This is a genomic window from Candidatus Villigracilis vicinus (genome assembly GCF_016702885.1).
GTDB lineage: Bacteria > Chloroflexota > Anaerolineae > Anaerolineales > Villigracilaceae > Villigracilis > Villigracilis vicinus.
Genome location: NZ_JADJDD010000015.1, coordinates 21,440 through 43,225, shown reverse-complemented (window position 1 = coordinate 43,225; position 21,786 = coordinate 21,440). Strand labels below are relative to the sequence as shown.

Sequence of the window (21,786 nt, the reverse complement as noted above, 5' to 3'; positions counted from 1 at the left end):
CATGAAAAAATATACTTTCATCACACTTGTTGGATTGGTCATCCTTGCTCTTGCTTATGGAATTAATGCGGTTCTTGCCGCGCCGACAACCGTCCCGACCACCCAAGCCTCAGTTTTGCACCCAGACTTCCCCCTGCTAGATGCGAATGGCACTAACGTCCTCGAAAGCAACGGCGCTATTTCCACCATGCAGACCTGCGGTCAATGTCACGACACTGAGTTCATCCAATCACATGCCTTCCATTCGGATCTTGGTCTAAGCGACTACAATGCAAATAGTGAAGGTTTCGATGCCAGTAACGGTCTATTCGGTGAATGGGACCCGATGACCTATCGCTTCCTCTCCCCTGCCGGAGACGAACGCCTCGACTTGACCACTGCCGAATGGCTGATGCTAAACGGCGCTCGCGTCGTCGGCGGCGGACCCGCAGAAACTTCTCGCGAAGGCAAAAACCTGACTGACCTCAACGCCAGCAAAACCAACCCTGAGACTGCCATCATGAATGCGGATGGCGAGGTTTTCTCATGGAGTTGGGATGCCTCAGGGACGATGGAAATGAACTGTTTCCTCTGCCATCTTGAAGCACCGAACAATGAAGCCCGTATTGAAATGGTCCAGGCTGGCAAATTTGGAAATGCCAATACTGCCACCCTGCTCGGATTGAATATCGTTAGCGAAGTAGATGGCGCCTGGTCTTACAACCCCGCCGCTTTCAACGAAAATGGCGAACTTAAGGACAACGCCCTCGGAATTCAAGACCCGACGAACTCAAATTGCGCCGCCTGTCATGGTGAAGTCCATGCTACTGAAGACCCGCTAACTTTCACCGCCTGCGACCTGAATTATCCGCAGACAGCAACGACCGGGCAGGTTGTTTCAGCGCAGCGCATTAATGCTTCTGGCGTAAACCTGAGCAACAAGACAGAACTCGACCGCTCATGGGATATTCATGCAGAACGTCAGTTGCAATGCACAGACTGTCACTATGCGCTTAATAACCCATCACACTTGAGCGAGATCCAAAGCAACAATCCTGAGCATCTTGTGTATGACCCGCGCTCCCTTGAGATCGGCGAATATCTTGAGCGCCCAGACCATAACTTTGCACGCGGCGAAAGCGCTCAATTCAATGTCGCGCCGGAATATAAAGGCACGATGCGGCGCTGTGAGAATTGCCATGATGCCAGCAAGGGTCATGCCGACTGGCTGCCTTATATTGAAACTCACATGGATGCTGTCGCCTGCGAAACCTGCCATATCCCGCAGATGTACGCGCCCGCCATCCAATCCTACGATTGGACAGTTGTCTCAATAGATGGAACTGCCGTAGAAACATGCCGTGGAATTGAGGGCACTCCCAATGAAGTGACTTCGCTCGTCACTGGCTATGAACCCGTTCTGCTCAACCGTACCAATTCAGACGGGCAGCAATTACTTGCTCCGTACAACCTGATCACATCCTTCTATTGGGTCTACGACGATGCCAATGGCAATGCCAGACCAGTTCGTCAAATTGACCTGGAAGTTGTGTATCTCGAAAATGGCTCTTATGCCGCAGACATCCTTGCCGCCTTCGACGAAAATGGTGACGGTCAGCTCAGCACCAATGAGCTCAGCATTAACTCAAGCGCCAAGGAAGAAGCTGTCAAAACCAAATTAACGGCACTTGGTCTTAATAACGCACGCATCGAAGGCATGGTGCAGCCATACAGTATCAACCATAATGTTGCCAAGGGCGAATACGCAACCAACGATTGCAAAGCCTGTCACGATGCCGACTCGCGCGTTTCGCAATCCATAAAACTCGCCAACTCCGCACCCGTCATGCCGGTGTTCGACGTGGACAACAATGTAAACGGGACAGGCGAAATAGTCCAAGGCAAAGATGGCGCACTGTATTATCAACCCAATCCCTCTAATGACGGTATGTATGTGTTCGGCTCCAGCCGTATTAGTTGGATCGACTGGTTCGGGGCACTTGCGTTCGTCGGGTCACTTTTAGGTGTGCTCGGTCACGGAACGATGAGATATCTCTCAGGGCGCAAACAATCCAAAGGTCAGGCTAGAACCGAACGCGTGTACATGTACGACTCGTATCGCCGCTTCTGGCATTGGCTCCAGACCGCTGCGATCGTCATCCTCCTATTCACAGGGCTGATCATCCATAGACCGGACATTTTTGTGCGTTCTCCTTCCGCGGAATGGTAACTGTTCATAATGTAGTCGCTGTAGTGTTGGTGCTAAACGCCCTGCTCTCAGTTTTCTATCACATTGCCACGGAACGAATGCAGGAATATATCCCGCATCCTTACGGCTTCTTCGATGATGCCATGGTGCAGGCGAAATACTATATATCCGGAATCTTCAAAGGCGAGCCACATCCGTTCGAAAAGACACCGACCCGCCGCATGAATCCGATCCAGCATTTCACGTACTTTGCCATCCTCAACATCCTGCTGCCTCTGCAAATGATCACTGGCGCATTAATGTGGGGTGTGCAAAAGTTCTCAGCGTTTGCGAACGCACTTGGTGGACTGCCCTTGCTGGCGCCCTTCCATTCCCTGGTTGCATGGATGTTCGCCACTTTCATTCTCGTCCATGTATATATGACAACAACCGGCGCTACGCCGCTCGAAGCAACTCGTGCCATGATCACAGGCTACGAAGAAGTGGAAGTACACGAGCTGCACGTGGAAGAAGTGAAAGACAAAAAAGCGAAAGGTAAAAAGTAACGAGTAAAGAGTAAGTAGTAACTGACAATTCAAATGAGCAATTACTACTTACCACTTACCAAAGGAGATTGATATGACCACACAAACCAAGAAAACGCTCTTTCCTGCAACGCCAAAGCCGTTCGTTCACCCATATTTTGGCGGCATGGTGCTGGGGATTGTGCTCTTCCTTGCCCTCTTATTGACAGGCAATGGATTGGGCTCTTCCGGCGCAACCAGCCGTTTCGTCACCGCGGTGACGGATGTTTTTGCCCCTGCACATGTTGATCGCACTCCGTACTTGCTTAAATTAGCAGGCGGCGATAAAAATCCGCTTGATGACTGGATCGTACCGGTGTACTTCGGTGCATTGCTCGGCGGTTTTACCTCAGGCTTGTTCAACGGACGATTGAAATTTGAAACCACCAAGGGTCCCAACATCTCGAATCGCACACGCTGGTTAATGTCCTTCCTCGGCGGTGTGATCTTCCTCTACGGAGCACGCATGGCGCGTGGATGCACCTCTGGACAGGCACTCACCGGCGGCACAACGCTTTCGGCTGGTTCATGGGTTGTGATGTTCGCCATCTTCGGCGGCGCATATGGACTGGCGTATTTCGTCCGTAAGTTGTGGAACTAAGGAGTATTCTCATGAACTTCCCTCTTCCTGAATTCGTAACTGTCAGCGCGAGCAACCCATGGACGTATGTGGTCTTCGCATTGATCGGCTTTGCATTTGGCTTTACCCTTGAAATGTCCGGTTTCGGTGACTCGCGCAAACTTGCGGCACAGTTCTATTTCACCGAAATGACCGTGCTCAAAGTGATGTTCACCGCCATCGTCACCGCCATGGTATTACTATTTGGTGCAGTTGGTCTGGGCATCTTAAATTTCAATCAAGTATGGGTCAACCCAACGTATCTTTCCTCCGGCATCCTCGGTGGGCTCATCATGGGCGTTGGCTTCATCATTGGCGGGTTCTGCCCCACCACTTCACTCGCTTCTGCTTCAACCGGCAAGATCGATGGCATGCTCTTCATGCTCGGCGGCTTTGTAGGCGCCTTCCTTTTCGGCGAAACCGAAAGCCTCTTCGATAACTGGTACACATACTCAGGTTATTTTGGGCGGCTCACCCTCAATCAGGTCTTCAATCTGCCTATTGGTGTTGTCGTGCTGCTCGTTGTGTTAATGGCACTCTTTATGTTCTGGGGCGCAGAACAACTTGAGCGCATTTTCGGCAAGAAAGATCTGACCAAGGAACCCAAGCTCCGCATAGCAGGTGCAGGCGCATTGTTCGCCGCCGCTGTTGCAGTGGTGCTCATCGGTTCCCCCTCCCTGGAAGATAAATATAACGCCCTCACGTTTACCCGCACTGAAACCATCCAACAGTTAAATGCGGATCCGATCGTCAACACGTATAAATACACGGCTGACGAAATGCTCACAAAACGTCTCGTCTTCGTTACGCCTGCTGAAGCCTTCAAAGCACGCTACAACCAAGCAATGAACCCGGTCTATCTTGATGTCCGTTCCGAAGCTGATTACAACCTGTATCACATCGAAAATGCCGTCAATGTACCGGTTGATCGGCTTGAAGAAGTCATCCCTGTATTGCTAACTGAGCCGCCTGCAAATACGGTTTTCATTGTGATGAGTAATGACGAAGCCGCCGCAATCGAAGCCTGGAAATTCCTTTCAGCCTCCAGTGTGACGAATATCTACATCCTCGAAGGCGGAGTCAACAACTGGATCGCATTCTTTGGAAACGAGGATAAAACCCTCTCGGCTCAACCCAACCCGAATGCTGGGGATGACCAATTGGGTTATCTCTTCCCTGTAGCTTTAGGCAGCACCTACGAATCCTGTTCGCCAGATCCGGTCGAATACGAAAGCCTCGAATTCGAAGCCAAGATCATCCTGCAGTTGAAGCGTGATAAATCCGGCGGCGGATGCGGATAAATAATTAAAAGCAAAAAAAATCCGGTCTCAGCATTTATCTGCTGAGACCGGATTTTTTTATCAACAAACTAGCTATTCATAAAGGATTCAAGGTTATCTTTGCTAATGCGGAACGCCTTGCCAACCTTCTTGGCTTTCAAGCTGCCGTCCTTGATGGCTTCAAGGATATCATCCTCGGTCACCTTCATGATCTGAGCCGCTTCAGCAGGAGTCATGATGTCCGGCATTTTAGCTCCACCGCCTGAAGCGCCGCCACCACCCGTTTGCATGCCGCCCTGAAGAGCTTGCCCCATCAGGTTTCCAATGCCCATACCCGCGCCAATACCAGCCGTAAGCCCTGCGCCGCCATTTGCATTGTTTGCCGCTTCGCGCATGGCATCTGCTGCCTGCAATTGAGCGTAGATCGCCGGGTCGAGTAAACCTGCGTCGCGCAGTTCCTGAGCGGATTTGGTGCTCGGCTTGAGGTTCCCAATGTAGAACGTCTTAAGCGTCAGTCCTATCGCTTCAAAATCATCTTTGCCCTTCGCACGCACAGCAGCGCCGAGTTCTTCGTTCATGCCGCTGATCTTGGCTGCCAGGCTTTGCGTGGTCTGACTGAACTCACCCAACACGTCAGTCAGCTTTGAGACCAACATCGTCTTCAAGCGCTCTTCAATTTCAGAGGTGCGATACGATCCGGTGGCACCTACAATCTGAGTGACAAACTGTTGAGGATCCTTTACCTGGAAGGAGAACGTACCAAAACCCTGAATGAACAGATACCCCAGTCCTTTGCCTGGAGTTTCAACAAGGATCGGCTGCGAAGTGCCCCATTTCTTGTTCGCAAATTCTTTCTTTGAAACAAAGTAGACCTCTGCAGGGAAGGGTGTGCGGTCGTTAAATGCCTTGCCGATGAAATCGATCAACATCGGGATGTTCGCCGTGGCGATCGTATGACGACCAGCTTTAAACACATCCAACGCATTGCCATCACGGAAGAAGACAGCGTTCTGGCTTTCGCGTACGATCACTTGCGAGCCGATGCGGAAATCACCAATCCCTTCTTCTGGGAAGCGGTGAACGATTTCGTCGCTCATTTCATTCGGGTATTCAATGACATCAAAAATTCTAGCCATGGTTTCTCTCCTTTGAGTAAATAACTATGTGATTATAGTCCATCTAATATTCCGGTCAAGAACCGTTTTTCCTATATTTCTACGCAATAAACGTTGTTTCGTTGCACCCTTTAGTGCTACCCAACCACCAGCCTCGTCCCACAAGCCTGACAAAATAAAGCATCTGAAGTGTGCTTACGACTGCATTTTGGGCAGACACGCGGCAGGTCAACCGGCAAAGCTCCCCCGCATGAAAAGCAGATATCCAGGTCCGGGTCATTGGAAGTTCCGCAAAATTCGCAGACCTTGGGGTTACCTGGCGCACTACTTTCACCTGCCAAAGACCGCGTAAGAGCGCAAAGGTCATTAATGGCATCCCAGATCTTGGGAGCTATATTTTCCTGGTTCAGTTCCCCAACAATATCCGGGATCATTGCCAAAAGCGAAAGAGGACTGCTTGCCGCGCGTTCCATCATTTCACTTGAATCTGCCACTTTGTCGAGCCAGTTACGGTCGCGGCTCATCGTCACCAATACACCGCCATCAGTATCTGCAATATGCACAGTGACAGGCGTTCCATGTTTGGAGCCTATTTGTACCAGGGCAGTATCACCTTGCGATTGGACTTTCACACGTCTTTGACGATCATTGAAACGCGCTCCAAGCTGGTCAGCCAATGCTGCTGCACGAATTCCGCCATGGAACATTCGTTGATTTGCAGGTAAAGTCATTTTATTATCCCCTCATTGATTTCCCGGTTGCTTTGTTTCGAAGCATCATAATCTCTGCCATGATACTAACAGCAATTTCTTCGGGAGTTTCTGCTTCCAATTCCAAGCCCAGCGGCGAATGGACCTTCGCGATCAGATCATCCTTCACGCCTTTTTCTTTTAAACCTTTAACGGTTGTAGCCCATCTTCGCTTTGAGCCAATAATGCCAATATACGCAGCATCACTTTCAAGCAAAGATGGGAGACCCACCACATCTACACTGGAGCCGCGACTGGTGACGACCAAATAGGTTCTTTGGGTAATCTTAAGTTGTTCACCCAATTTCCCCATCTCGACCGGATAATACTCATCTGCTCCGGGAGTAGTATCTGGGACACAAAATTCCGGGCGATCATCGCTAACTACCACACGAAAGCCCAGCCATTTTGCAAGGTGAACAACAGCCTTGCCCACATGCCCCGCGCCGATCACAACGATCGTTGCGGCTGGAAGGATTGGTTCCACAAAGACCTCCACTTGTCCGCCACATACGCCAGGGTCGCCGCGGGACGGATCAGCCATGTTGTAATGCAAATACCGAGGCTTGCCATCACCAAGAGCTACCCAGGCTTCACCGAGAACACGGTGCTCCAAGTCTCCGCCACCGACAGTGCCAATGAATGTGCCGTCTGGGTAGACCAACATCTTGCTGCCCACATGTCGCGGAGTAGACCCTTCGCTCTTTGTAACCGTGCAAAGGGCGGCTGATTGATTGTTCTTTTCGAGTTCTGATAACGCTTGATAGATCGAAGTCATGGGTTTGAAATATTTCTGCAAATCGCAACCACAGAGACAGGATTCTATTGGGTCTCCATGGTTGCGGTATTCAAAAAATTAATGTATCTATTTGATCTTGCCCAGCGCCCGCAGCACACGTTCTGGCGTAAATGGAAATTCACTGATCCAAACACCGGTCGCATCGTGGATGGCAGCGGCTATGGCAGGGGCAACTGGAAGGTAAGGCAACTCTCCCATTCCACGCGCACCCCAAGGTCCGTTCGGGTCTGGAACTTCCACAAGGACGGATTCCATTTTTTCAGGAATATCCAAAATCGTCGGCAATAGATAGGTACTAAATTGATCGGTTAGTACCCGACCATCTTTAGTCTTGAACTCTTCCATGACAGCATAGCCGTGCGCCTGTACAACAGCGCCTTCGATCTGAGCGACGACTAGGTCCGGGTTGATCGCTGTTCCAACATCATCTGCCGAAACGATCCGCTTTACACGCACATGACCTGTTTCGGTATCCACCTCAACATCCACTGCCTGCGCTACATATGCGTACTGGAAATTCGGCATGGAATAGCCGGTCTCTTTGTCCATGGGTGTGGTCGGTGGTGCAAAGTATTGGAATTCAGCAATGGCAGGGCGTTCCTCCGCCTTCCATTTTTCCAGGGCTGCTTCTGCAGCACCTTTAACAGAATTACCTGCCATAAAGGTCAGACGCGAAGCAGATGCAGAACCTGGGTTGCCCTGGGTGGCAGAGTCCGAAGTTCGCATCTCAACCAGCTCTGTGGATATGCCCAATACATGGGCAGCCATTTGCGTCATCACAGTCTGGAAACCTTGACCAACCTCCGCACCGGCATGATGCAACACTACCCGTTCGATCTTTCCATTACCGTGGATCTCAACCTTAGCCCAACAGTTTTCTTTATATCCAAACGAAAAACCGACATTCTTAAAGCCAGCCGCAAAACCACTCCCTTTTGCGATAGCTCCCTGTTTTTTGTTTTTTTTCTTCGTTTGTTTTTTCCATTTGAAAGAATCACGCGCCGCTTCAATACATTCCACAACGCTGACCGGGGTTGGGACGGGGGTACCCACCCCAAGAGTATCACCTGCTCGTAATGCGTTTTTAAGGCGAAGTTCAACAGGGTCCATGCCGAGCTTCTCAGCGAGCTTGTTCATTTGGCTTTCTGCCATGAATAATGCCTGCGGAGCACCAAAGCCGCGAAATGCCGCGCCAGGAACGTTATTGGTATACACACCATACACATCTGTTTTTACGTTTTCAACAGCATAAGGTCCGCTGGATGTGATGGCTGCATTGCCAAGCACCTTATTCGTGGTGTACATGTAAGCACCGCCATCACCGATGAGCTCATTTTCGATCGCCACCAATTTACCGTCTTTTGTGGCAGCCCATTTGGCTCGCAGGAGAACGGCATGCCGTTTTCCATGTCCAATCATAGACTCGCGCCGCGACCAAATGATCTTGACCGGTCTTTTCAGCTTCATAACCGCCAACGCCAGCACGATCTGCACCGAGAGGTCCTCACGTCCACCAAATGCGCCGCCAATGGCAGGATAAATAATGCGCACCTGCTCTTCGGGAACATTCAAGGCGTGAGCCACTTCTTTACGGTCGGCATTCGTCCACTGACCTGCACTTTCAATAACGATGCGTCCTTCTTCGTCAATATAGCCTAGTCCCGCCTCGGGCTGAAGATAGGCATGTTCCTGTACCGGTGTACGGTATTCGCCTTCAATGATCACATCGGCTTTGGCGAATGCATCCTCTACATTTCCTTTGCGTATCTTGTAATGGACACAAACGTTAGAGTCCCCCCGGTCTGGGTGGAGAAGCGGCGCATCAGGGCGCATGGCATCAACAGGATCGGTTAGAAGCGGAAGGTCTTCGTAATCCACCTCGATCAACTTCATCGCTTCTGCTGCCTGAACCTCGGATTCAGCTACCACGACTGCAACTTGATCGCCCACAAAACGGACAATATCCGTATAAGGTTTACTGGCACCGGGTCCACACAACACAGGCTGATCCGGGATCTGCAGACCATATTCGTTGATCGGAACATCTTTTGCTGTGTAGATGGCAAGAACCCCAGGGACAGCAAGTGCTTTTTCAATGCGAATATCCAGCACACGTGCATGTGGGCGCTCTGCCATAACCGTTTTCATATGGAGCATACCTGGCAAGTTGCGGTCTCCAGAGTATTCAGTGGAGCCAGTAACCTTGCCTAGTGCATCGATACGGGGATGAGATTTTCCTACAGATTCCATTGGCATTATGTTTATCTTTTATATGGTTTTGCTTTAATCTTTGGAGGCGGCACATCGAGCGGTCCATAACGTGAGGGACCAACCATACGATATACGAATGCATACCCGAGCGAAGTAATACCACCAAGAGTTATCATCACCAATAGAGCGGCTGATGCATAAGCATATAAATGTTTAATAGAGGCGATCGGGCGAAGGATGATCATGATGCCGCTGGACTTATAAAAAAGTGCCGGGAAGCGCGGCAAACCCAAAAGTTCGTGTGGGATTGGGTATCGCTGCACGATCGCAAACTGAACCAACTCATATCCAATAGCCACTGAAATAACAGGGATCAAGATCATCATAAAACAACCGATTCCACGCCACAAGAAATGCGGTTGTTTCGATTTTTCTTTTACTGCCTTCGTTGTGGAACTTCTATATTTGCTCATATTCACCTTTTAAGGTTTACGCATTGGCTGCTTCTTCCAGCGCCTTTACGATCTTGTAATAGCCCGTACACCGGCAAAGGTTGCCAGTAATGGCTTGTTCGATCTCGTTACGAGTGGGGTTGGGTTTTTCTTCAAGCAGTTTTGAACCTGACATGATAAAACCAGGAATACAATATCCGCATTGAACAGCATTATGTTCGATGAATTTCGCCTGCACTGGGTTGAGGGTTTCACCGTCTGCCAGACCTTCAATGGTGACGATCTCCGCACCATGTGCACGCGGGGCTGGGACAAGGCAGGACATCACTGCACACCCGTCCAGGAAAACCGTACATGCGCCGCATTCGCCTTCAGCACAGCCTTCCTTCGTACCGAGCAGCATGCCTTCTTCACGCAATAAGCGCAACAAGGTTTTATCGTGACCGCTGGTGAAGGAGTATTTTTTTCCATTAACAGTCGTTTCAATTGTATCTTTTGGAAAAGCGCCTGCCGACTGCAAATTAGAACTTGGTTTTTCACCACTCACAAGCAGGATCGGTTTTTTTGGCATGCCGGATTGTTCTTTCCCATCTCGAATGGCAGTCAACCCACGCTGAGTAATGACTCGCACTATTTCGCTGCGATAGTTTGCCGAACTGCGCACATCGCTAATGGGCTTTGCAGATTTCATTGCCAGCTCGGCTGCGGCGGCAATGTTTTTCTCGTTGAGCTTTTTGCCCACCAGGAATTTTTCTGCTTTCGCTGCATGAGTAATGATAGGCGTCACCGCTCCCAGGGTAATGGAAGCAGATTTAACGGTATCAGCTTTGAGGTCCAGAATGATCGCAGCATTGACGAGAGAGATAGCTTGGGCGCGGCGCAACGCTAACTTGATGAAGGTTCCACGCTGGGTCTTTGTCAGTGCCGGGAAGGAAATATCCACAAGCATTTCATCCGGTTCCATAATGGTTTTACGCACACCGAGATAGAACTTCTTTAGCGGCACCACTCGCGTCTTCCTGGCAGAAACAAGTGTGACCTTCGCGCCAAGCGCCATCAATGGAGTGATAGTGTCATTGGCAGGCGAACCGGTGATGATGTTTCCAGCCACCGTGCCGCGATTACGGATCTGCGGCGCACCCACCTCCCAAGAGGCGCGCGCTAACGGATACGCGCGCGTCCTGATCAACCTTGAGGCAGCGCAATCGTTATGTGTGACCAAGGCACCTAGATGAATGACTTCATCTTCGTCTATTGTGATTTGATTAAGTTTGGGGATTCGGGTGACGTCTACAAGCGTATGCACGCCTTTGCGGACGCCCCGCTCGAGTTCAAGGATCAAGTCGGTGCCGCCTGCCACAATACGCGCGTTCTCGCGTTTTTCAGCAAGGATGCCTACGGCTTCATCAATAGAGGTTACGTTGATATATTCGTGCCACATATTAAATCCCGTAGGGGCGCAGGATTGCTGCGCCCCTACATTAGGTTACCGACTTCCCGTCACCACTTCGGAGCGACGCTCAAACGTTTCCACTGCGAGGCGGGCAAGGGTGGTTATGTTGCGGATGGCAGCAGGCAGAGCGGCTTCATCGCCCATGCTGGCTTCCACATTGTCCAGTGCGCTTTTGACCTGGTCACCAAGATCGAAGAAGGCGGCATCAAATTGATAAATCGCTTCCAATTCCTTCTCGTTGATTTTGACAGCATCAAACATTCCGGAATAACCGCGTGCCGCTGTGCTGATCTTGTCGATGAATGTGCGCAAAGCCAAGGCAGCTTTTTCCATATCATCAACATATGAGATCTGCCCAGCGCCGACCATATCCGCCTGCAACTGAGATGTTCGACCCCATAATTCCTCGAAACGACGCGCCACCGTTTCACGCAGCAATTTATCTGCGTCACGACGGTTCTGCCGTTCCACGTAACCACTAAAACCTGGAATATACGAAACCAATTTCTTGAATGGGTCAACCTGACTGCTTACTTTTTCGAAAAAATCGCTCATTGGAGCCTCCTGCCAGAATATACGTGCAAGGGTTTATTTCGTTTCTTTAGTCAATCAATTATATCGTTTAATTCAAGTTATAATCAATCTATCATTTTTTAATCAGGAGATTTTCATGTCTGACCCCGTAAATCAACTACTCGACCTCGTCGAGAACAGCCTTTCATTTGATGGAACCACCGTTCGTGTATTGGATGCGGAAAAGTTCAGGAAGAATGTCGGCAAATTGGTGGAGCGATCCGCGCTCGCCTCGGACTCAACTGCGGGCTGGTCCCGTTTTCTGGTACGCGCTGCTGCGCTGGAACTGGGCGTTTACGCCGCTTCCATCCACGAACTTTACATGGCTCGTGGGCGCGGTGAAGCCCCAATGACCTTCACGACCCCCGCTTTTAACCTGCGCGCCCTGTCTCACTACGCTGCCCGCGCCATGTTCCGCGCAGCGAACAAGATCAACGCCGGCGCCTTCATTTTTGAGCTGGCTCGTTCTGAAATGAGCTACACTGACCAGCGCCCTTCTGAATACGCTACGAACATTCTAGGCGCAGCAGTTGCAGAAGGTTATCAGGGACCGATCTTCATTCAGGGAGATCACTTCCAGGTTTCTGCCAAAAAATACAAGGCAGATGCAGCAGCTGAATTAAAAGCCGTACGCGACCTGTCCATTGAAGCCATGGCAGCTGGTTTCTATAACATTGATGTTGATACGTCCACACTGGTTGATATCCACCTTCCGACCGTTGAAGCTCAGCAGGAACTGAACAGCAAACTATCTGCTGAACTTTCCGCTTTCATTCGCGAGAACGAACCCGCCGGTGTGACCATTTCCATTGGCGGCGAGATCGGTGAAGTAGGCACAGAAAATTCCACTGAGCCGGAATTACGTGCATACATGGACGCTTATAACGCCAACCTGAAGAAACTCGCCCCGGGCAAGCCCGGTCTTAGCAAGATCAGCGTATTGACCGGCACCTCCCACGGCGGTACTGTTCTTCCCGACGGCTCGATCGCCGAAGTGAACATTGCCTTCGACGTTTTGCGTGACCTTAGCCGTGTAGCCCGCAAGGATTATGGCATGGGCGGCACAGTTCAGCATGGTGCGTCTACTGTACCAGAAGAGAATTTCAACAAATTCGTTCAGCACGAAGCTATTGAAGTTCATCTCGCTACAAACTTCGCCACCATGTTCTTCGATAATATTCCTGCCGACTTCAAAAAGGAAATGTACGTCTGGCTGGATGTTAATTCCGCGGCAGACCGCAAACCCGGAATGACCGATGAGCAGTTCTATTACAAGGTCCGCAAGAATGCCATTGGTCCTTTCAAAGCAAAGTCTTATGCCTTGCCTGCCGAGTCGCTTAACAAGCTGGGTGCGGCATGGGAAGCTCAGTTCGACAAATTGTTTAATTTGCTTGGCTTGAAGGACACCAAGCAGTTCACTGACAAGTACATCAAGCCAGTGAAGGTTCAACCGGTACTGGCGGATTACGTCAAGCAAGCTGTTGCAGCTGAAGACGTCAGCGATCTTTCAGATTAAGCCGACACATTGGCATGCCAGTTTCTGATCAAGGCGTGACAAACGATAGATATATGCTCATTCCCCGCACGGCGATCTTCGTCCGGCGCGGGGATGAGTATTTATTACTCAAAGGTGCTCCAACCAAACGGCTCTGGGCGGGAAAATACAATGGGTTGGGCGGTCATGTAGATCGCGGAGAGGATGTCCTCTCTTCCGCGCAGCGCGAATTAATGGAAGAAGCCGGTATCACTGCAGACTTATGGCTATGCGGAACTGTTGTCATCGATGCCGGGGGTGTGGGGATTTGTCTATTTTTAGTGGTGGGAGAGAACGCCCAAGGCGAAGTAAAAGGCTCCAAAGAAGGCATCCCAGAATGGGTTCAGAAAGAAGCGTTGGACCATCTACCCGTTGTAGAAGACCTACCCATTCTGCTGGGAAGAATCCACCCAATGAAGCGTGGTGACCCGCCTTTTTCAGCAAGGTCGTTTTATAAAGACGACAGACTGCACATTGCTTTTAATGAATGAAACGCCGCCTTTGAGGCGGCGTAGAATTTTAAGGGAGGTTATAAGCTTGGAGTTCCGTATTTGAAGTGAACGATGTTCCACTAAAATCAATATTCTCAATGGATTTGATAAAGCCTACATCAGGTGCATACCAGACAATGCTTGACCCATGCACTGTATAAGGCACCGGGCTGCCCTGAAAATCTACATCAATTTGGGCTTCAAAAGTCGCCTGGAGCTTGATTGCTTCGAAATTGCCTGCTGGAACGGTTACAGATTCTCTGCCCATTTCCTGCATGGTCAGATTGAATGTGCCAGGAGATTGTGTGTTTTCGCCGGGCATGGCAACCGAACCTTCCATCAAAAGGGTATATTTCCATTGCATCCCTGGGGTGATATTTGCCGGGATGCTCAAACCACTGACTTCAAGAGTTTTAAAGTTTGTGATCATGTTCTGCATGGAAACGCTGGCAGTGGTGCCGCCGCCTAATTGCCGGGCAATTAATCCCTCCGATGAACAAATCCAATCCTGCGTCAGGCTCAGGCTAGGGAATTGGGACGTAAGCGTAAAGCCATCTGTGCGGGTTTCTGTAATCGTATCGGAATAAGTGAAATCACCATTAGGTCCGCCGGTGGTGAGGTACGTCCAAGTGGCACCTTGAACAACAGGCAGAAGATTATTTTTGCAAATTTCCGCTGTAACACCACTCCCTGCCTGTAAACTTGAAGGCGACAGGACAGTTGGCAAGGCTGGACTAGTGGCTTCATTTTGTGAACTGCACCCAATGACAGACAGAAAAAATGCGGCTGCAATGAGAGTACGTAGGTTTCTGACAGGCATTATTAGCCTCTCCGGGTTGCGATGTGGGATCAATTTCGTTTTAGCAAGGATATTGTGAAGGTACTGCCTTTTCCGGGCTGGCTATCGACATCCAGCATGCCGCGGTGTTGTTGAATGACCTGACGGGTGATGGAAAGTCCGATTCCCAAGCCATCATATAACTCATCTCCATTTTTTTCAAGATGGAAAAAGCGTTCGAAGATACGAGGACGAATCTGCGGGTCAATGCCAATGCCATAGTCAATAACACTGACGGCCACATGATTGCCCAGATCTGCAAAGCGGATGTCCACAGTTCCATTAGACGGGCTGAATTTTATTGCATTGTCAAGCAACCCGGTAAAGGCGCGTTCAAGCGAAGGCTCATCTCCTTGAATGGTAGCCAGGCTGGTATTCCCTCGAACTTTAATGCTAATACCGCGTGAAACTGCTTTATCTCGATATTTAGCGATCACCTTCTGTACTAAGGAAACCAAATCAACGGGTTGAAAATCGCGCAACACAAGATCCTGTTCCTGAAGAAACAACAAGTCATTCGTCAGATTAACGATCTCATCCACATTCCGACTAACGATCTCAATGGTTGATTGCAACTGGTCACCGCTAAGTACCCCTTTTTTGAGCGTATGCAGGTATCCGCTAGCAACGGTTAATGGGGTTCGTAGTTCATGTGCAATGGAAGTGAGGAAGCCATTGCGAACCATATCCTGCTCAGCAAGTTTTTGATAAGCATCCGCAAGTTCACGTGCACGCAGACGCAGATCCTCAATGGCAAGTTGATCGTTCGCCCTTAATCGATTGCTGATCTCGGCCACCATGGCGGTTGCCACGCTGGGGCTATGTTTCAAAACGCGGTCAAACCCCTGTTTATTCAATTCCAACACAACTGCCGGGGTCAGCGCTCGAACCGTGGCTGCACGCGGTGCGTTATGAATGAGCGCCATTTCGCCAAAGAAATCTCCTGCATTGAGAGTTTTCAGCAAGCGCTTATCGGTATTGTTAATGGTTTTCGTGACCTCAAAATCCCCTTCGAGAATCATATAAAAAGTATGTTCAATAGAATCTTCCTGACAGAGAACTGTCCCAACAGGATAGCTCTTGATCTGACTGTTGATGATGATCTCCTGCACTTCGTCTGGGGTGATGCCAGGAAAAGCGCGAGGGATAATTCTTGCCGGTGTGCGAATGGTTGTCATGTGATGTCTGTTCGATTTTACTACCGGTGAAAATTTAGGTTTTCACCCATTTGGACTATTCCTCACGCTTGATTTTTAATTAACCATTAATGTTCGCAAAGGTAGCACCAAAAATATCCATTAAATGCGTAAAGACTAAGGAATCACCTCAAGAGAAGTAAGGTCAAAATCGGGAGCAAACTCAAGAGCATCTTGCGGCACCCAGCAAAGAGAACCATAAATGGGATTTCGAATAACATACCACCCCGGCACGCTCGAAATACCCACCACTTCCACTTGCTCTGTCACAACAATATTCGTTACGAGAGTACGATTAGTTCCTGGTCCGTCATAGCAGCCGGTATCTCTTGAAATCATGGGGATCGCCGTCACCGCAATAGTAGGCTCAAGGGTTGGAGTCTCGGTAAAAGACGGAAGCGGGGTTTCGGTCGGAGGAAAAGGAGTAGGCGTAACAGCACCAGCAGTTTGGGTTAACATCATACGTGCCAATTCAGCGGCAGTCGTTCCGACCACATCCATAGTTGGTGCAGCATCAGCAGGCACATTAGCACAGGCAGAAAGTGCCAGAACCCCAAAAAGGAAAAAAATGAACACAATCTTGTTTTTAATCATCTATACTCTCCATGTGAATAATTAATTCTACTGTCTTTTACAAGTTTTTGGTAAGAATCGAGTAAAGGCAGCCATCGTAAATGATGGCTTTTGCCCATAATAAAGGAGAAATTCTTGGAAAAACCAATCGAACGCCCAAGCCTGATTAATACCTACACACGCAGCTTTGAACCGCTCAAGATCCGCAACCTGCGCATCTATTTAGGCGGACAGGCAGTTTCACTGCTCGGTACATGGATGCAAGCTACAGCACAAAGCTGGGTGGTCTGGGAACTGACTCACTCAGAGAGCTCACTGGGCATCGTAGTCATGCTCAACAGCCTCCCATTATTTTTGCTTGCTCCATGGGCAGGCGGGTTTGCCGATCGTTATAACCGTCGCGTGATATTGCTAGTCACTCAAGCCATAGCAATGTTACTTGCATTTACTATGGCATTTCTTGTGCAGACGAACCTTGTACAGATTTGGCACATTTATACGTTCTCGTTTATCCTCGGCACGATTGCAGCGCTTGATTTTCCTGCTCAACAAGCCTTCATTGGCGACCTTTCCGGCATGAAGCAAATACGTCAGGCGGTGACGCTCAATATTATGGGCTTGCAAGTAGCACGAATGTTAGGTCCGGCGGCGGCGGGAATTTTACTAAAAGTGGTAGGTTCGGCTGCAGCGTTTTGGATCAATGGCGCAAGTTTTATGGTGGTGCTGTTGAGCATCTTTATGGTCAAATCACACCAGCAGGAGATCAATAAACGCGATAGTGGACGTGGTCAATTCCGCGAAGTATTGGACTACGTTCGATCACAGCCGCGCATGGTGGATCTTTTGATCTTCGCCTCACTCGTGACCTTTTTTGGTCTCTCCATCATGAATATTCTCCCCGCTGTGGCAGATCATGTATTAAAAGGCGACTCGCAAACCTTTGGTCTATTAATGGGTTCGTCTGGCGCAGGCGCGCTCATTTCCACGCTGTTCCTGTTGCCGCTTTCGCAAACTGCAAAGCGCATCGGGCGCATCGTTGGCGGTGCAGCGATCTGGATGGGGACCTTCTATCTTCTGCTCTCCCGCTCCACATTCCTGCCGCTTTCCATGGTATCTATTTTCCTCGTCAGCCTCGGCGCACCTTTGGTGTTAACCACCGGACTGGGCGTCATGCAATTGATGGCTCCTGGTGACATGCGTGCCAGAATCATCAGCCTGTTCACAATGGTCTCCTTCGGTCTACAACCCCTGTCATCCTTGTTTATTGGGTACACCGCTGAAGTCCTTGGCGCAGAGACGGTCATCATGATCAACGCAATCTGTCTCGCATTGGGAGCCACACTGATGCTTATTTTGAGGAAAGGCTTGCTTCAATGGGAACTTAAACCGCTCGTAGAGCCAATCCTTTCTTCGCATGAAAAGAACGCCTCACATTAAGTGATCATCAACGACGGTGTAGAGCCGCGACTTCCGCATCCTGCAGGATGCGGAAGTCGCGGCACGTTTTTATTCCAATTCGGCAATAATGTCAGGAATTGAATCCAACACATCGCTTGCCAAAACAGATGCTGTAGTACCGAAGATGTCGGCAGCGTGAAGCCCGGCTTGAGCATGGATAAACGCCCCAGCCACAGCAGCTTCGTAAGCACCCACTCCCTGGGCACGCAGACCGGTAATAAGCCCAGCCAGCACATCTCCAGTGCCAGCACGAGCTAGTGCAGGGGTAGCCACAGGAATGATGGTTTTGCGTCCATCAGGAGATGCAATAACGGTAAAAGCACCTTTCAAGACAACTACGTGCCCCCACTCTTTGGCATACTTTCCAGCCACTTCCGTCCGTTGCGACTGAACTTCATTTCGGGATATCCCAGTCATAGCAGACATCTCGCCGGGATGTGGCGTTAGCACAGACAGTACGGGTAATATTCGATGCCAATCTTGAATACTAGATAAATGCCGCAATCCGTCCGCATCAAAAACTGCCGGTATTTCAATGGAAGGCAATATCTGCTCAATAAATATTTTGGTTGTTGCCTTATCACCCAAACCTGGACCCAACAAGATCGCTGTGGCGCGATCCAAGTTATTTAAGAATGGGTGGACAGCGTCTTCAGAAATAAAGCCATGTTCATGCGGCAACAAAACCCAGGTCGCTTCAGGGATGTGACCAGCAAGCGCGGCATGCAGCATTTCAGGGATTGCCAAAGTCACCAGCCCAGCGCCAACACGGTAGGCGGCTTTCCCGGCAAGTAAAGCTGCGCCAGTATAAGATGCAGATCCAGCCACCACGAAGGCCGTACCAAATGTCCCTTTGTGTGAAGCGGGAGTACGTTCCGGTAGAAACGCAGCAACTTGATTTGCATCTGCCGCTTCAATTTCAACCGCAGTCCACGATTTCAAATCATCAGGCAAACCGATTTCTATCAACTCCAGTGCGCCAACATATTCAAACGCAGGCAGCGAAAGCAAGCCTTGTTTGACTGCCGCCATTGTGAGAGTGATATCTGCAGGCAGGGTTTCATCGGCACATAAGCCTGTATCGCAATCGACCCCTGACGGGCAATCTACTGCGATAATGAACGGCGGAACCTCGAGATCAGACAGGATGAGCGCGACACCCTGCAAAACCAGTGCCGCATCAGTTTTCAATGGAAGTTTGATACCCGTACCAAGCAGCCCATCCAACATGACATCAGTATCTTCCAAAAAATTATGCAAACCATCAAGGCTGGTATCGTTGGCAAATTGGGTCATTTCGCCGCCTGCTTCGAGGTATGTGGATATAAGCAGATCCCCTGCGATCTTACGATTAACAAGATAGGCATGGGTACGCCATCCTGCTTGGGAAAGCCAGGTTAATGCTACAAGCGTGTCGCCGCCATTATTACCTGAACCAACAATACCGGTCACAGAGTCCCAGCCATTTTCCTGCCCTAATGCATGGATGGATTCTGCCAGCCCTCGCCCGGCATTTTCCATCATTTCTGCATACGAGACCCCTTTTGCATCTGCTTCCCTTTCGATCGCACGCATTTGCGAAACAGTAACGATTTTCATCCGATTATCCATCCAAACGATACAGGTTTATAATCTTTGCATATATTATACAGATTTACACTGTACTATACCCTTTTTACTGGGTCTATTTGGTTGCTTCTCTGTCCATCACGGCAGTTACGGCTTTCCTTCTTTGGCATGGAATCGAAAAAAGATTCCTGCTCAGAAACAGTCACTACATTTCAAAATCAACTGGGACCTAAAACCAAACTCGCACGGACAAAACCATGAAAAAACTAAATAATATTCAAGCACTGCGAGGTGTCGCAGTGATAGCGGTCATCTTCTTTCACCTCGTGATTATCGAAGCCAAGTATGGAGGGACGCAAACCTTGCTCCCTAGTTGGTTATCGTTCGGCATGTTCGGTGTAGATCTGTTCTTTGTCATAAGCGGGTTCGTCATGGTTACCATTACGCGCGGGAAATTTCAACAGGCGCGAGAAGCTCTCATGTTCCTTTACCACCGGGCGTCCAGGATTTATCCGCTATATTGGGTTTACACGACTCTTGCGTTGATCGTGTTTCTCATCCAACCGTCATGGGTAAACAGTTCCCAAGGCAGTCAGGTTGATATTTTTTCTTCGTACCTCTTATTGCCAAGCCTAAAACTACCTCTCGTGCAAGTAGGCTGGACCCTGATCTATGAAATGTACTATTATCTGGTCTTTTTCGTGATTTTGTTTGCTGTGCCGGAAAAATTCCTTGTTGCTGCGATTTTTGTCTGGGGAGGCATTATTGCAATCTTTAGTTCTCCAACCGGAGGACCAGCCTACTATATTGTTTTCAATCCCCTAACCATTGAGTTTCTTGCCGGGTGTCTGATTGCTGTCCATTTTCATAATGCCAGACAAGTAAGAGTAAACGGGTTTGTATTGGTTACGATCGCATGTCTTGGAATGCTGGCTGCAATTCTAGGTTATGTTCAATTCATGAACTTAACAGGGATGTACCTCGAAGGCTGGGCGCGACTGGTCTATTATGGAGTTCCAGCAACCATTATAGTTTTCTGCATCGTACATGCCGAACGGAATGGCACGTTCTTACCAAGCCCCTTGATACAAACCGGAAATGCTTCGTACTCCATTTATCTCTCGCACTTATTCACAATAAATGCAGTCGGCAAGGTATGGAATCTTTTCGCCAACGATGCCTTGCTTGATAATTACATTGCCCTTTGTATTGCATTTATTCTTTCATTGATCGCTGGGTTCATCAGCTACAGATTTATAGAGCTGCCTCTTCTGAGCCTTAGCCGAAAAATCGCCTAACACTAGTTTCCATAATTACGCCTTCATGAATTGATATAGCAAAACACCCGCAGCTACAGAAAGATTTAGCGAACTCACCCGTCCGTGCATGGGCAGAGAGAGTGTTACATCACAAACAGCTGTCTGTTCGGAAGAAAGTCCCTTTTGTTCATTGCCGAGAAGAAGAACCCAAGGCGCCTTGGGAATCAGGGTGTAATAATCCACGTCTGCTTTGGCAGACGTGCCTATAAGTTGATATCCGCTTTTGCGTATCCATTGAGAAAATTCGTTGAAGGAGGTATGGACGATGGACTTCCAGAACAAAGTACCCATACTGGCGCGGATCACGGTAGGATGAAATAATTCCACACCGCCATCCAGCAGGAAGAGTGTGTCCACACCAACAGCATCCATGGTACGCAGGATCGTACCAAGATTACCCGGGTCTTGCGGAGATACCAAGGCTACTGCATTCACATCTGCCCGCAAATCCTTGAAGCTATATTTTTTTTGTTTAACCACGGCAAGGATACCTTGTGGGTTCTCTTTGTCCGTTAGAGTCTCCATCACAGCGACCGAGACCGGCTGCAAACGTAACTGACGGTTCCCAGCATGAGCAAGCAGGTCTTTTGCAAAGTTACTGGTTAATAATTCCGGCGCATAAAGAATGGATTCCACGTTCCAGCCTGCTTCGATCACCTCGCCAACATGCGTGATCCCTTCCACCAAAAAGGACTCAAATTCAGCACGTGACTTTTTCTGCCGCAAAGCGCGGACATGCTTGATGTAAGGGTTAGAGGTACTGGTCAGGATATCCATGCGCGGTATTGTATCCGATGTGTTGCGAT

The 21,786-nt window shown here is 49.4% G+C and carries 20 protein-coding genes; 8 read left to right on the top strand and 12 right to left on the bottom strand.

Annotation, left to right across the window (positions count from 1 at the left end; genetic code table 11):
* Window position 1 precedes the first annotated feature (1 nt).
* The 4 genes from IPG80_RS12820 (at window position 2) to IPG80_RS12805 (ending at window position 4,671) form a co-directional block, all read left to right on the top strand.
* Window positions 2-2,209: a hypothetical protein gene (locus IPG80_RS12820; RefSeq protein WP_345107405.1), complete on the top strand. Its 2,208-nt coding sequence runs from the start codon at window positions 2-4 to the stop codon at window positions 2,207-2,209.
* Entirely contained in the window at window positions 2,203-2,733 is a 531-nt protein-coding gene (locus tag IPG80_RS12815) for a cytochrome b/b6 domain-containing protein (protein ID WP_345107402.1), read from the top strand. The genes IPG80_RS12820 and IPG80_RS12815 overlap by 7 nt, the downstream gene beginning before the upstream one ends.
* 73 nt (window positions 2,734-2,806) lie before the next feature.
* Window positions 2,807-3,352, top strand: a complete 546-nt coding sequence (locus IPG80_RS12810; RefSeq protein ID WP_345107399.1) for a YeeE/YedE thiosulfate transporter family protein — start codon at window positions 2,807-2,809, stop codon at window positions 3,350-3,352.
* A gap of 11 nt (window positions 3,353-3,363) precedes the next feature.
* Window positions 3,364-4,671: a YeeE/YedE thiosulfate transporter family protein gene (locus IPG80_RS12805; RefSeq protein WP_345107396.1), complete on the top strand. Its 1,308-nt coding sequence runs from the start codon at window positions 3,364-3,366 to the stop codon at window positions 4,669-4,671.
* Between the two features lie 68 nt (window positions 4,672-4,739).
* On the opposite strand, the gene IPG80_RS12800 is transcribed toward IPG80_RS12805, so the two are convergent.
* From IPG80_RS12800 to IPG80_RS12770, 7 genes are all read right to left on the bottom strand, one after another.
* Window positions 4,740-5,786 carry an SPFH domain-containing protein gene (locus tag IPG80_RS12800; protein WP_345107394.1) on the bottom strand — a complete coding sequence of 349 codons (1,047 nt, stop codon included), beginning with the start codon at window positions 5,784-5,786 and terminating at the stop codon, window positions 4,740-4,742.
* A 116-nt stretch (window positions 5,787-5,902) separates the two neighbouring features.
* Window positions 5,903-6,496, bottom strand: a complete 594-nt coding sequence (locus tag IPG80_RS12795; protein WP_345107391.1) for a zinc ribbon domain-containing protein — start codon at window positions 6,494-6,496, stop codon at window positions 5,903-5,905.
* 4 nt (window positions 6,497-6,500) lie between these two features.
* Entirely contained in the window at window positions 6,501-7,292 is a 792-nt protein-coding gene (locus IPG80_RS12790; RefSeq protein ID WP_345107388.1) for an XdhC family protein, read from the bottom strand.
* A gap of 87 nt (window positions 7,293-7,379) precedes the next feature.
* Window positions 7,380-9,569, bottom strand: coding sequence for a xanthine dehydrogenase family protein molybdopterin-binding subunit (locus IPG80_RS12785; protein ID WP_345107385.1), 2,190 nt, complete (start codon window positions 9,567-9,569; stop codon window positions 7,380-7,382).
* A gap of 5 nt (window positions 9,570-9,574) precedes the next feature.
* On the bottom strand, window positions 9,575-9,997 hold the full coding sequence (locus IPG80_RS12780; RefSeq protein WP_345107382.1) for a hypothetical protein: 423 nt from the start codon (window positions 9,995-9,997) through the stop codon (window positions 9,575-9,577).
* A gap of 16 nt (window positions 9,998-10,013) precedes the next feature.
* Window positions 10,014-11,417, bottom strand: coding sequence for an FAD binding domain-containing protein (locus tag IPG80_RS12775; RefSeq protein ID WP_345107379.1), 1,404 nt, complete (start codon window positions 11,415-11,417; stop codon window positions 10,014-10,016).
* 45 nt (window positions 11,418-11,462) lie between these two features.
* Window positions 11,463-11,984, bottom strand: a complete 522-nt coding sequence (locus IPG80_RS12770) for a hypothetical protein (protein WP_345107376.1) — start codon at window positions 11,982-11,984, stop codon at window positions 11,463-11,465.
* Window positions 11,985-12,099: 115 nt separating this feature from the next.
* Between IPG80_RS12770 and IPG80_RS12765 the strand changes: the two genes are divergently transcribed.
* Window positions 12,100-13,518, top strand: coding sequence for a class II fructose-bisphosphate aldolase (locus tag IPG80_RS12765; RefSeq protein WP_345107373.1), 1,419 nt, complete (start codon window positions 12,100-12,102; stop codon window positions 13,516-13,518).
* A 14-nt stretch (window positions 13,519-13,532) separates the two neighbouring features.
* Window positions 13,533-14,027 (top strand): NUDIX domain-containing protein, encoded by a 495-nt coding sequence (locus IPG80_RS12760; protein ID WP_345107371.1) that lies wholly within the window; start codon window positions 13,533-13,535, stop codon window positions 14,025-14,027.
* A 28-nt stretch (window positions 14,028-14,055) separates the two neighbouring features.
* Here the strand turns inward: IPG80_RS12760 and IPG80_RS12755 are convergent, their stop codons facing one another.
* The 3 genes from IPG80_RS12755 to IPG80_RS12745 all read right to left on the bottom strand — a co-directional run bounded on the left by IPG80_RS12755 (window position 14,056) and on the right by IPG80_RS12745 (window position 16,655).
* Complete coding sequence (locus IPG80_RS12755) at window positions 14,056-14,847, bottom strand: hypothetical protein (RefSeq protein ID WP_345107369.1); 792 nt, start codon at window positions 14,845-14,847, stop codon at window positions 14,056-14,058.
* Between the two features lie 29 nt (window positions 14,848-14,876).
* Window positions 14,877-16,043: an ATP-binding protein gene (locus tag IPG80_RS12750; protein WP_345107366.1), complete on the bottom strand. Its 1,167-nt coding sequence runs from the start codon at window positions 16,041-16,043 to the stop codon at window positions 14,877-14,879.
* Between the two features lie 135 nt (window positions 16,044-16,178).
* Window positions 16,179-16,655 (bottom strand): hypothetical protein, encoded by a 477-nt coding sequence (locus IPG80_RS12745; RefSeq protein WP_345107364.1) that lies wholly within the window; start codon window positions 16,653-16,655, stop codon window positions 16,179-16,181.
* 114 nt (window positions 16,656-16,769) lie between these two features.
* Here IPG80_RS12745 and IPG80_RS12740 point away from each other — a divergent pair, with 114 nt between their 5' ends.
* Complete coding sequence (locus tag IPG80_RS12740; RefSeq protein WP_345107361.1) at window positions 16,770-18,071, top strand: MFS transporter; 1,302 nt, start codon at window positions 16,770-16,772, stop codon at window positions 18,069-18,071.
* 69 nt (window positions 18,072-18,140) lie between these two features.
* Here IPG80_RS12740 and IPG80_RS12735 read toward each other — a convergent pair whose 3' ends face one another.
* Window positions 18,141-19,691, bottom strand: coding sequence for an NAD(P)H-hydrate dehydratase (locus tag IPG80_RS12735; RefSeq protein ID WP_345107358.1), 1,551 nt, complete (start codon window positions 19,689-19,691; stop codon window positions 18,141-18,143).
* A 227-nt stretch (window positions 19,692-19,918) separates the two neighbouring features.
* Between IPG80_RS12735 and IPG80_RS12730 the strand changes: the two genes are divergently transcribed.
* On the top strand, window positions 19,919-20,959 hold the full coding sequence (locus IPG80_RS12730; protein ID WP_345107355.1) for an acyltransferase: 1,041 nt from the start codon (window positions 19,919-19,921) through the stop codon (window positions 20,957-20,959).
* A gap of 15 nt (window positions 20,960-20,974) precedes the next feature.
* Here IPG80_RS12730 and IPG80_RS12725 read toward each other — a convergent pair whose 3' ends face one another.
* Entirely contained in the window at window positions 20,975-21,757 is a 783-nt protein-coding gene (locus IPG80_RS12725; RefSeq protein WP_345107352.1) for an RNA methyltransferase, read from the bottom strand.
* Between the last annotated feature and the right edge of the window lie 29 nt (window positions 21,758-21,786).

Coding starts and splice junctions, on each gene's coding strand:
- IPG80_RS12820 (WP_345107405.1), top strand. CDS start 2: ATGAAAAAATATACTTTCATCACACTTGTTGGATTGGTCATCCTTGCT.
- IPG80_RS12815 (WP_345107402.1), top strand. CDS start 2,203: ATGGTAACTGTTCATAATGTAGTCGCTGTAGTGTTGGTGCTAAACGCC.
- IPG80_RS12810 (WP_345107399.1), top strand. CDS start 2,807: ATGACCACACAAACCAAGAAAACGCTCTTTCCTGCAACGCCAAAGCCG.
- IPG80_RS12805 (WP_345107396.1), top strand. CDS start 3,364: ATGAACTTCCCTCTTCCTGAATTCGTAACTGTCAGCGCGAGCAACCCA.
- IPG80_RS12800 (WP_345107394.1), bottom strand. CDS start 5,786: ATGGCTAGAATTTTTGATGTCATTGAATACCCGAATGAAATGAGCGAC.
- IPG80_RS12795 (WP_345107391.1), bottom strand. CDS start 6,496: ATGACTTTACCTGCAAATCAACGAATGTTCCATGGCGGAATTCGTGCA.
- IPG80_RS12790 (WP_345107388.1), bottom strand. CDS start 7,292: ATGACTTCGATCTATCAAGCGTTATCAGAACTCGAAAAGAACAATCAA.
- IPG80_RS12785 (WP_345107385.1), bottom strand. CDS start 9,569: ATGCCAATGGAATCTGTAGGAAAATCTCATCCCCGTATCGATGCACTA.
- IPG80_RS12780 (WP_345107382.1), bottom strand. CDS start 9,997: ATGAGCAAATATAGAAGTTCCACAACGAAGGCAGTAAAAGAAAAATCG.
- IPG80_RS12775 (WP_345107379.1), bottom strand. CDS start 11,417: ATGTGGCACGAATATATCAACGTAACCTCTATTGATGAAGCCGTAGGC.
- IPG80_RS12770 (WP_345107376.1), bottom strand. CDS start 11,984: ATGAGCGATTTTTTCGAAAAAGTAAGCAGTCAGGTTGACCCATTCAAG.
- IPG80_RS12765 (WP_345107373.1), top strand. CDS start 12,100: ATGTCTGACCCCGTAAATCAACTACTCGACCTCGTCGAGAACAGCCTT.
- IPG80_RS12760 (WP_345107371.1), top strand. CDS start 13,533: ATGCCAGTTTCTGATCAAGGCGTGACAAACGATAGATATATGCTCATT.
- IPG80_RS12755 (WP_345107369.1), bottom strand. CDS start 14,847: ATGCCTGTCAGAAACCTACGTACTCTCATTGCAGCCGCATTTTTTCTG.
- IPG80_RS12750 (WP_345107366.1), bottom strand. CDS start 16,043: ATGACAACCATTCGCACACCGGCAAGAATTATCCCTCGCGCTTTTCCT.
- IPG80_RS12745 (WP_345107364.1), bottom strand. CDS start 16,655: ATGATTAAAAACAAGATTGTGTTCATTTTTTTCCTTTTTGGGGTTCTG.
- IPG80_RS12735 (WP_345107358.1), bottom strand. CDS start 19,691: ATGAAAATCGTTACTGTTTCGCAAATGCGTGCGATCGAAAGGGAAGCA.
- IPG80_RS12730 (WP_345107355.1), top strand. CDS start 19,919: ATGAAAAAACTAAATAATATTCAAGCACTGCGAGGTGTCGCAGTGATA.
- IPG80_RS12725 (WP_345107352.1), bottom strand. CDS start 21,757: ATGGATATCCTGACCAGTACCTCTAACCCTTACATCAAGCATGTCCGC.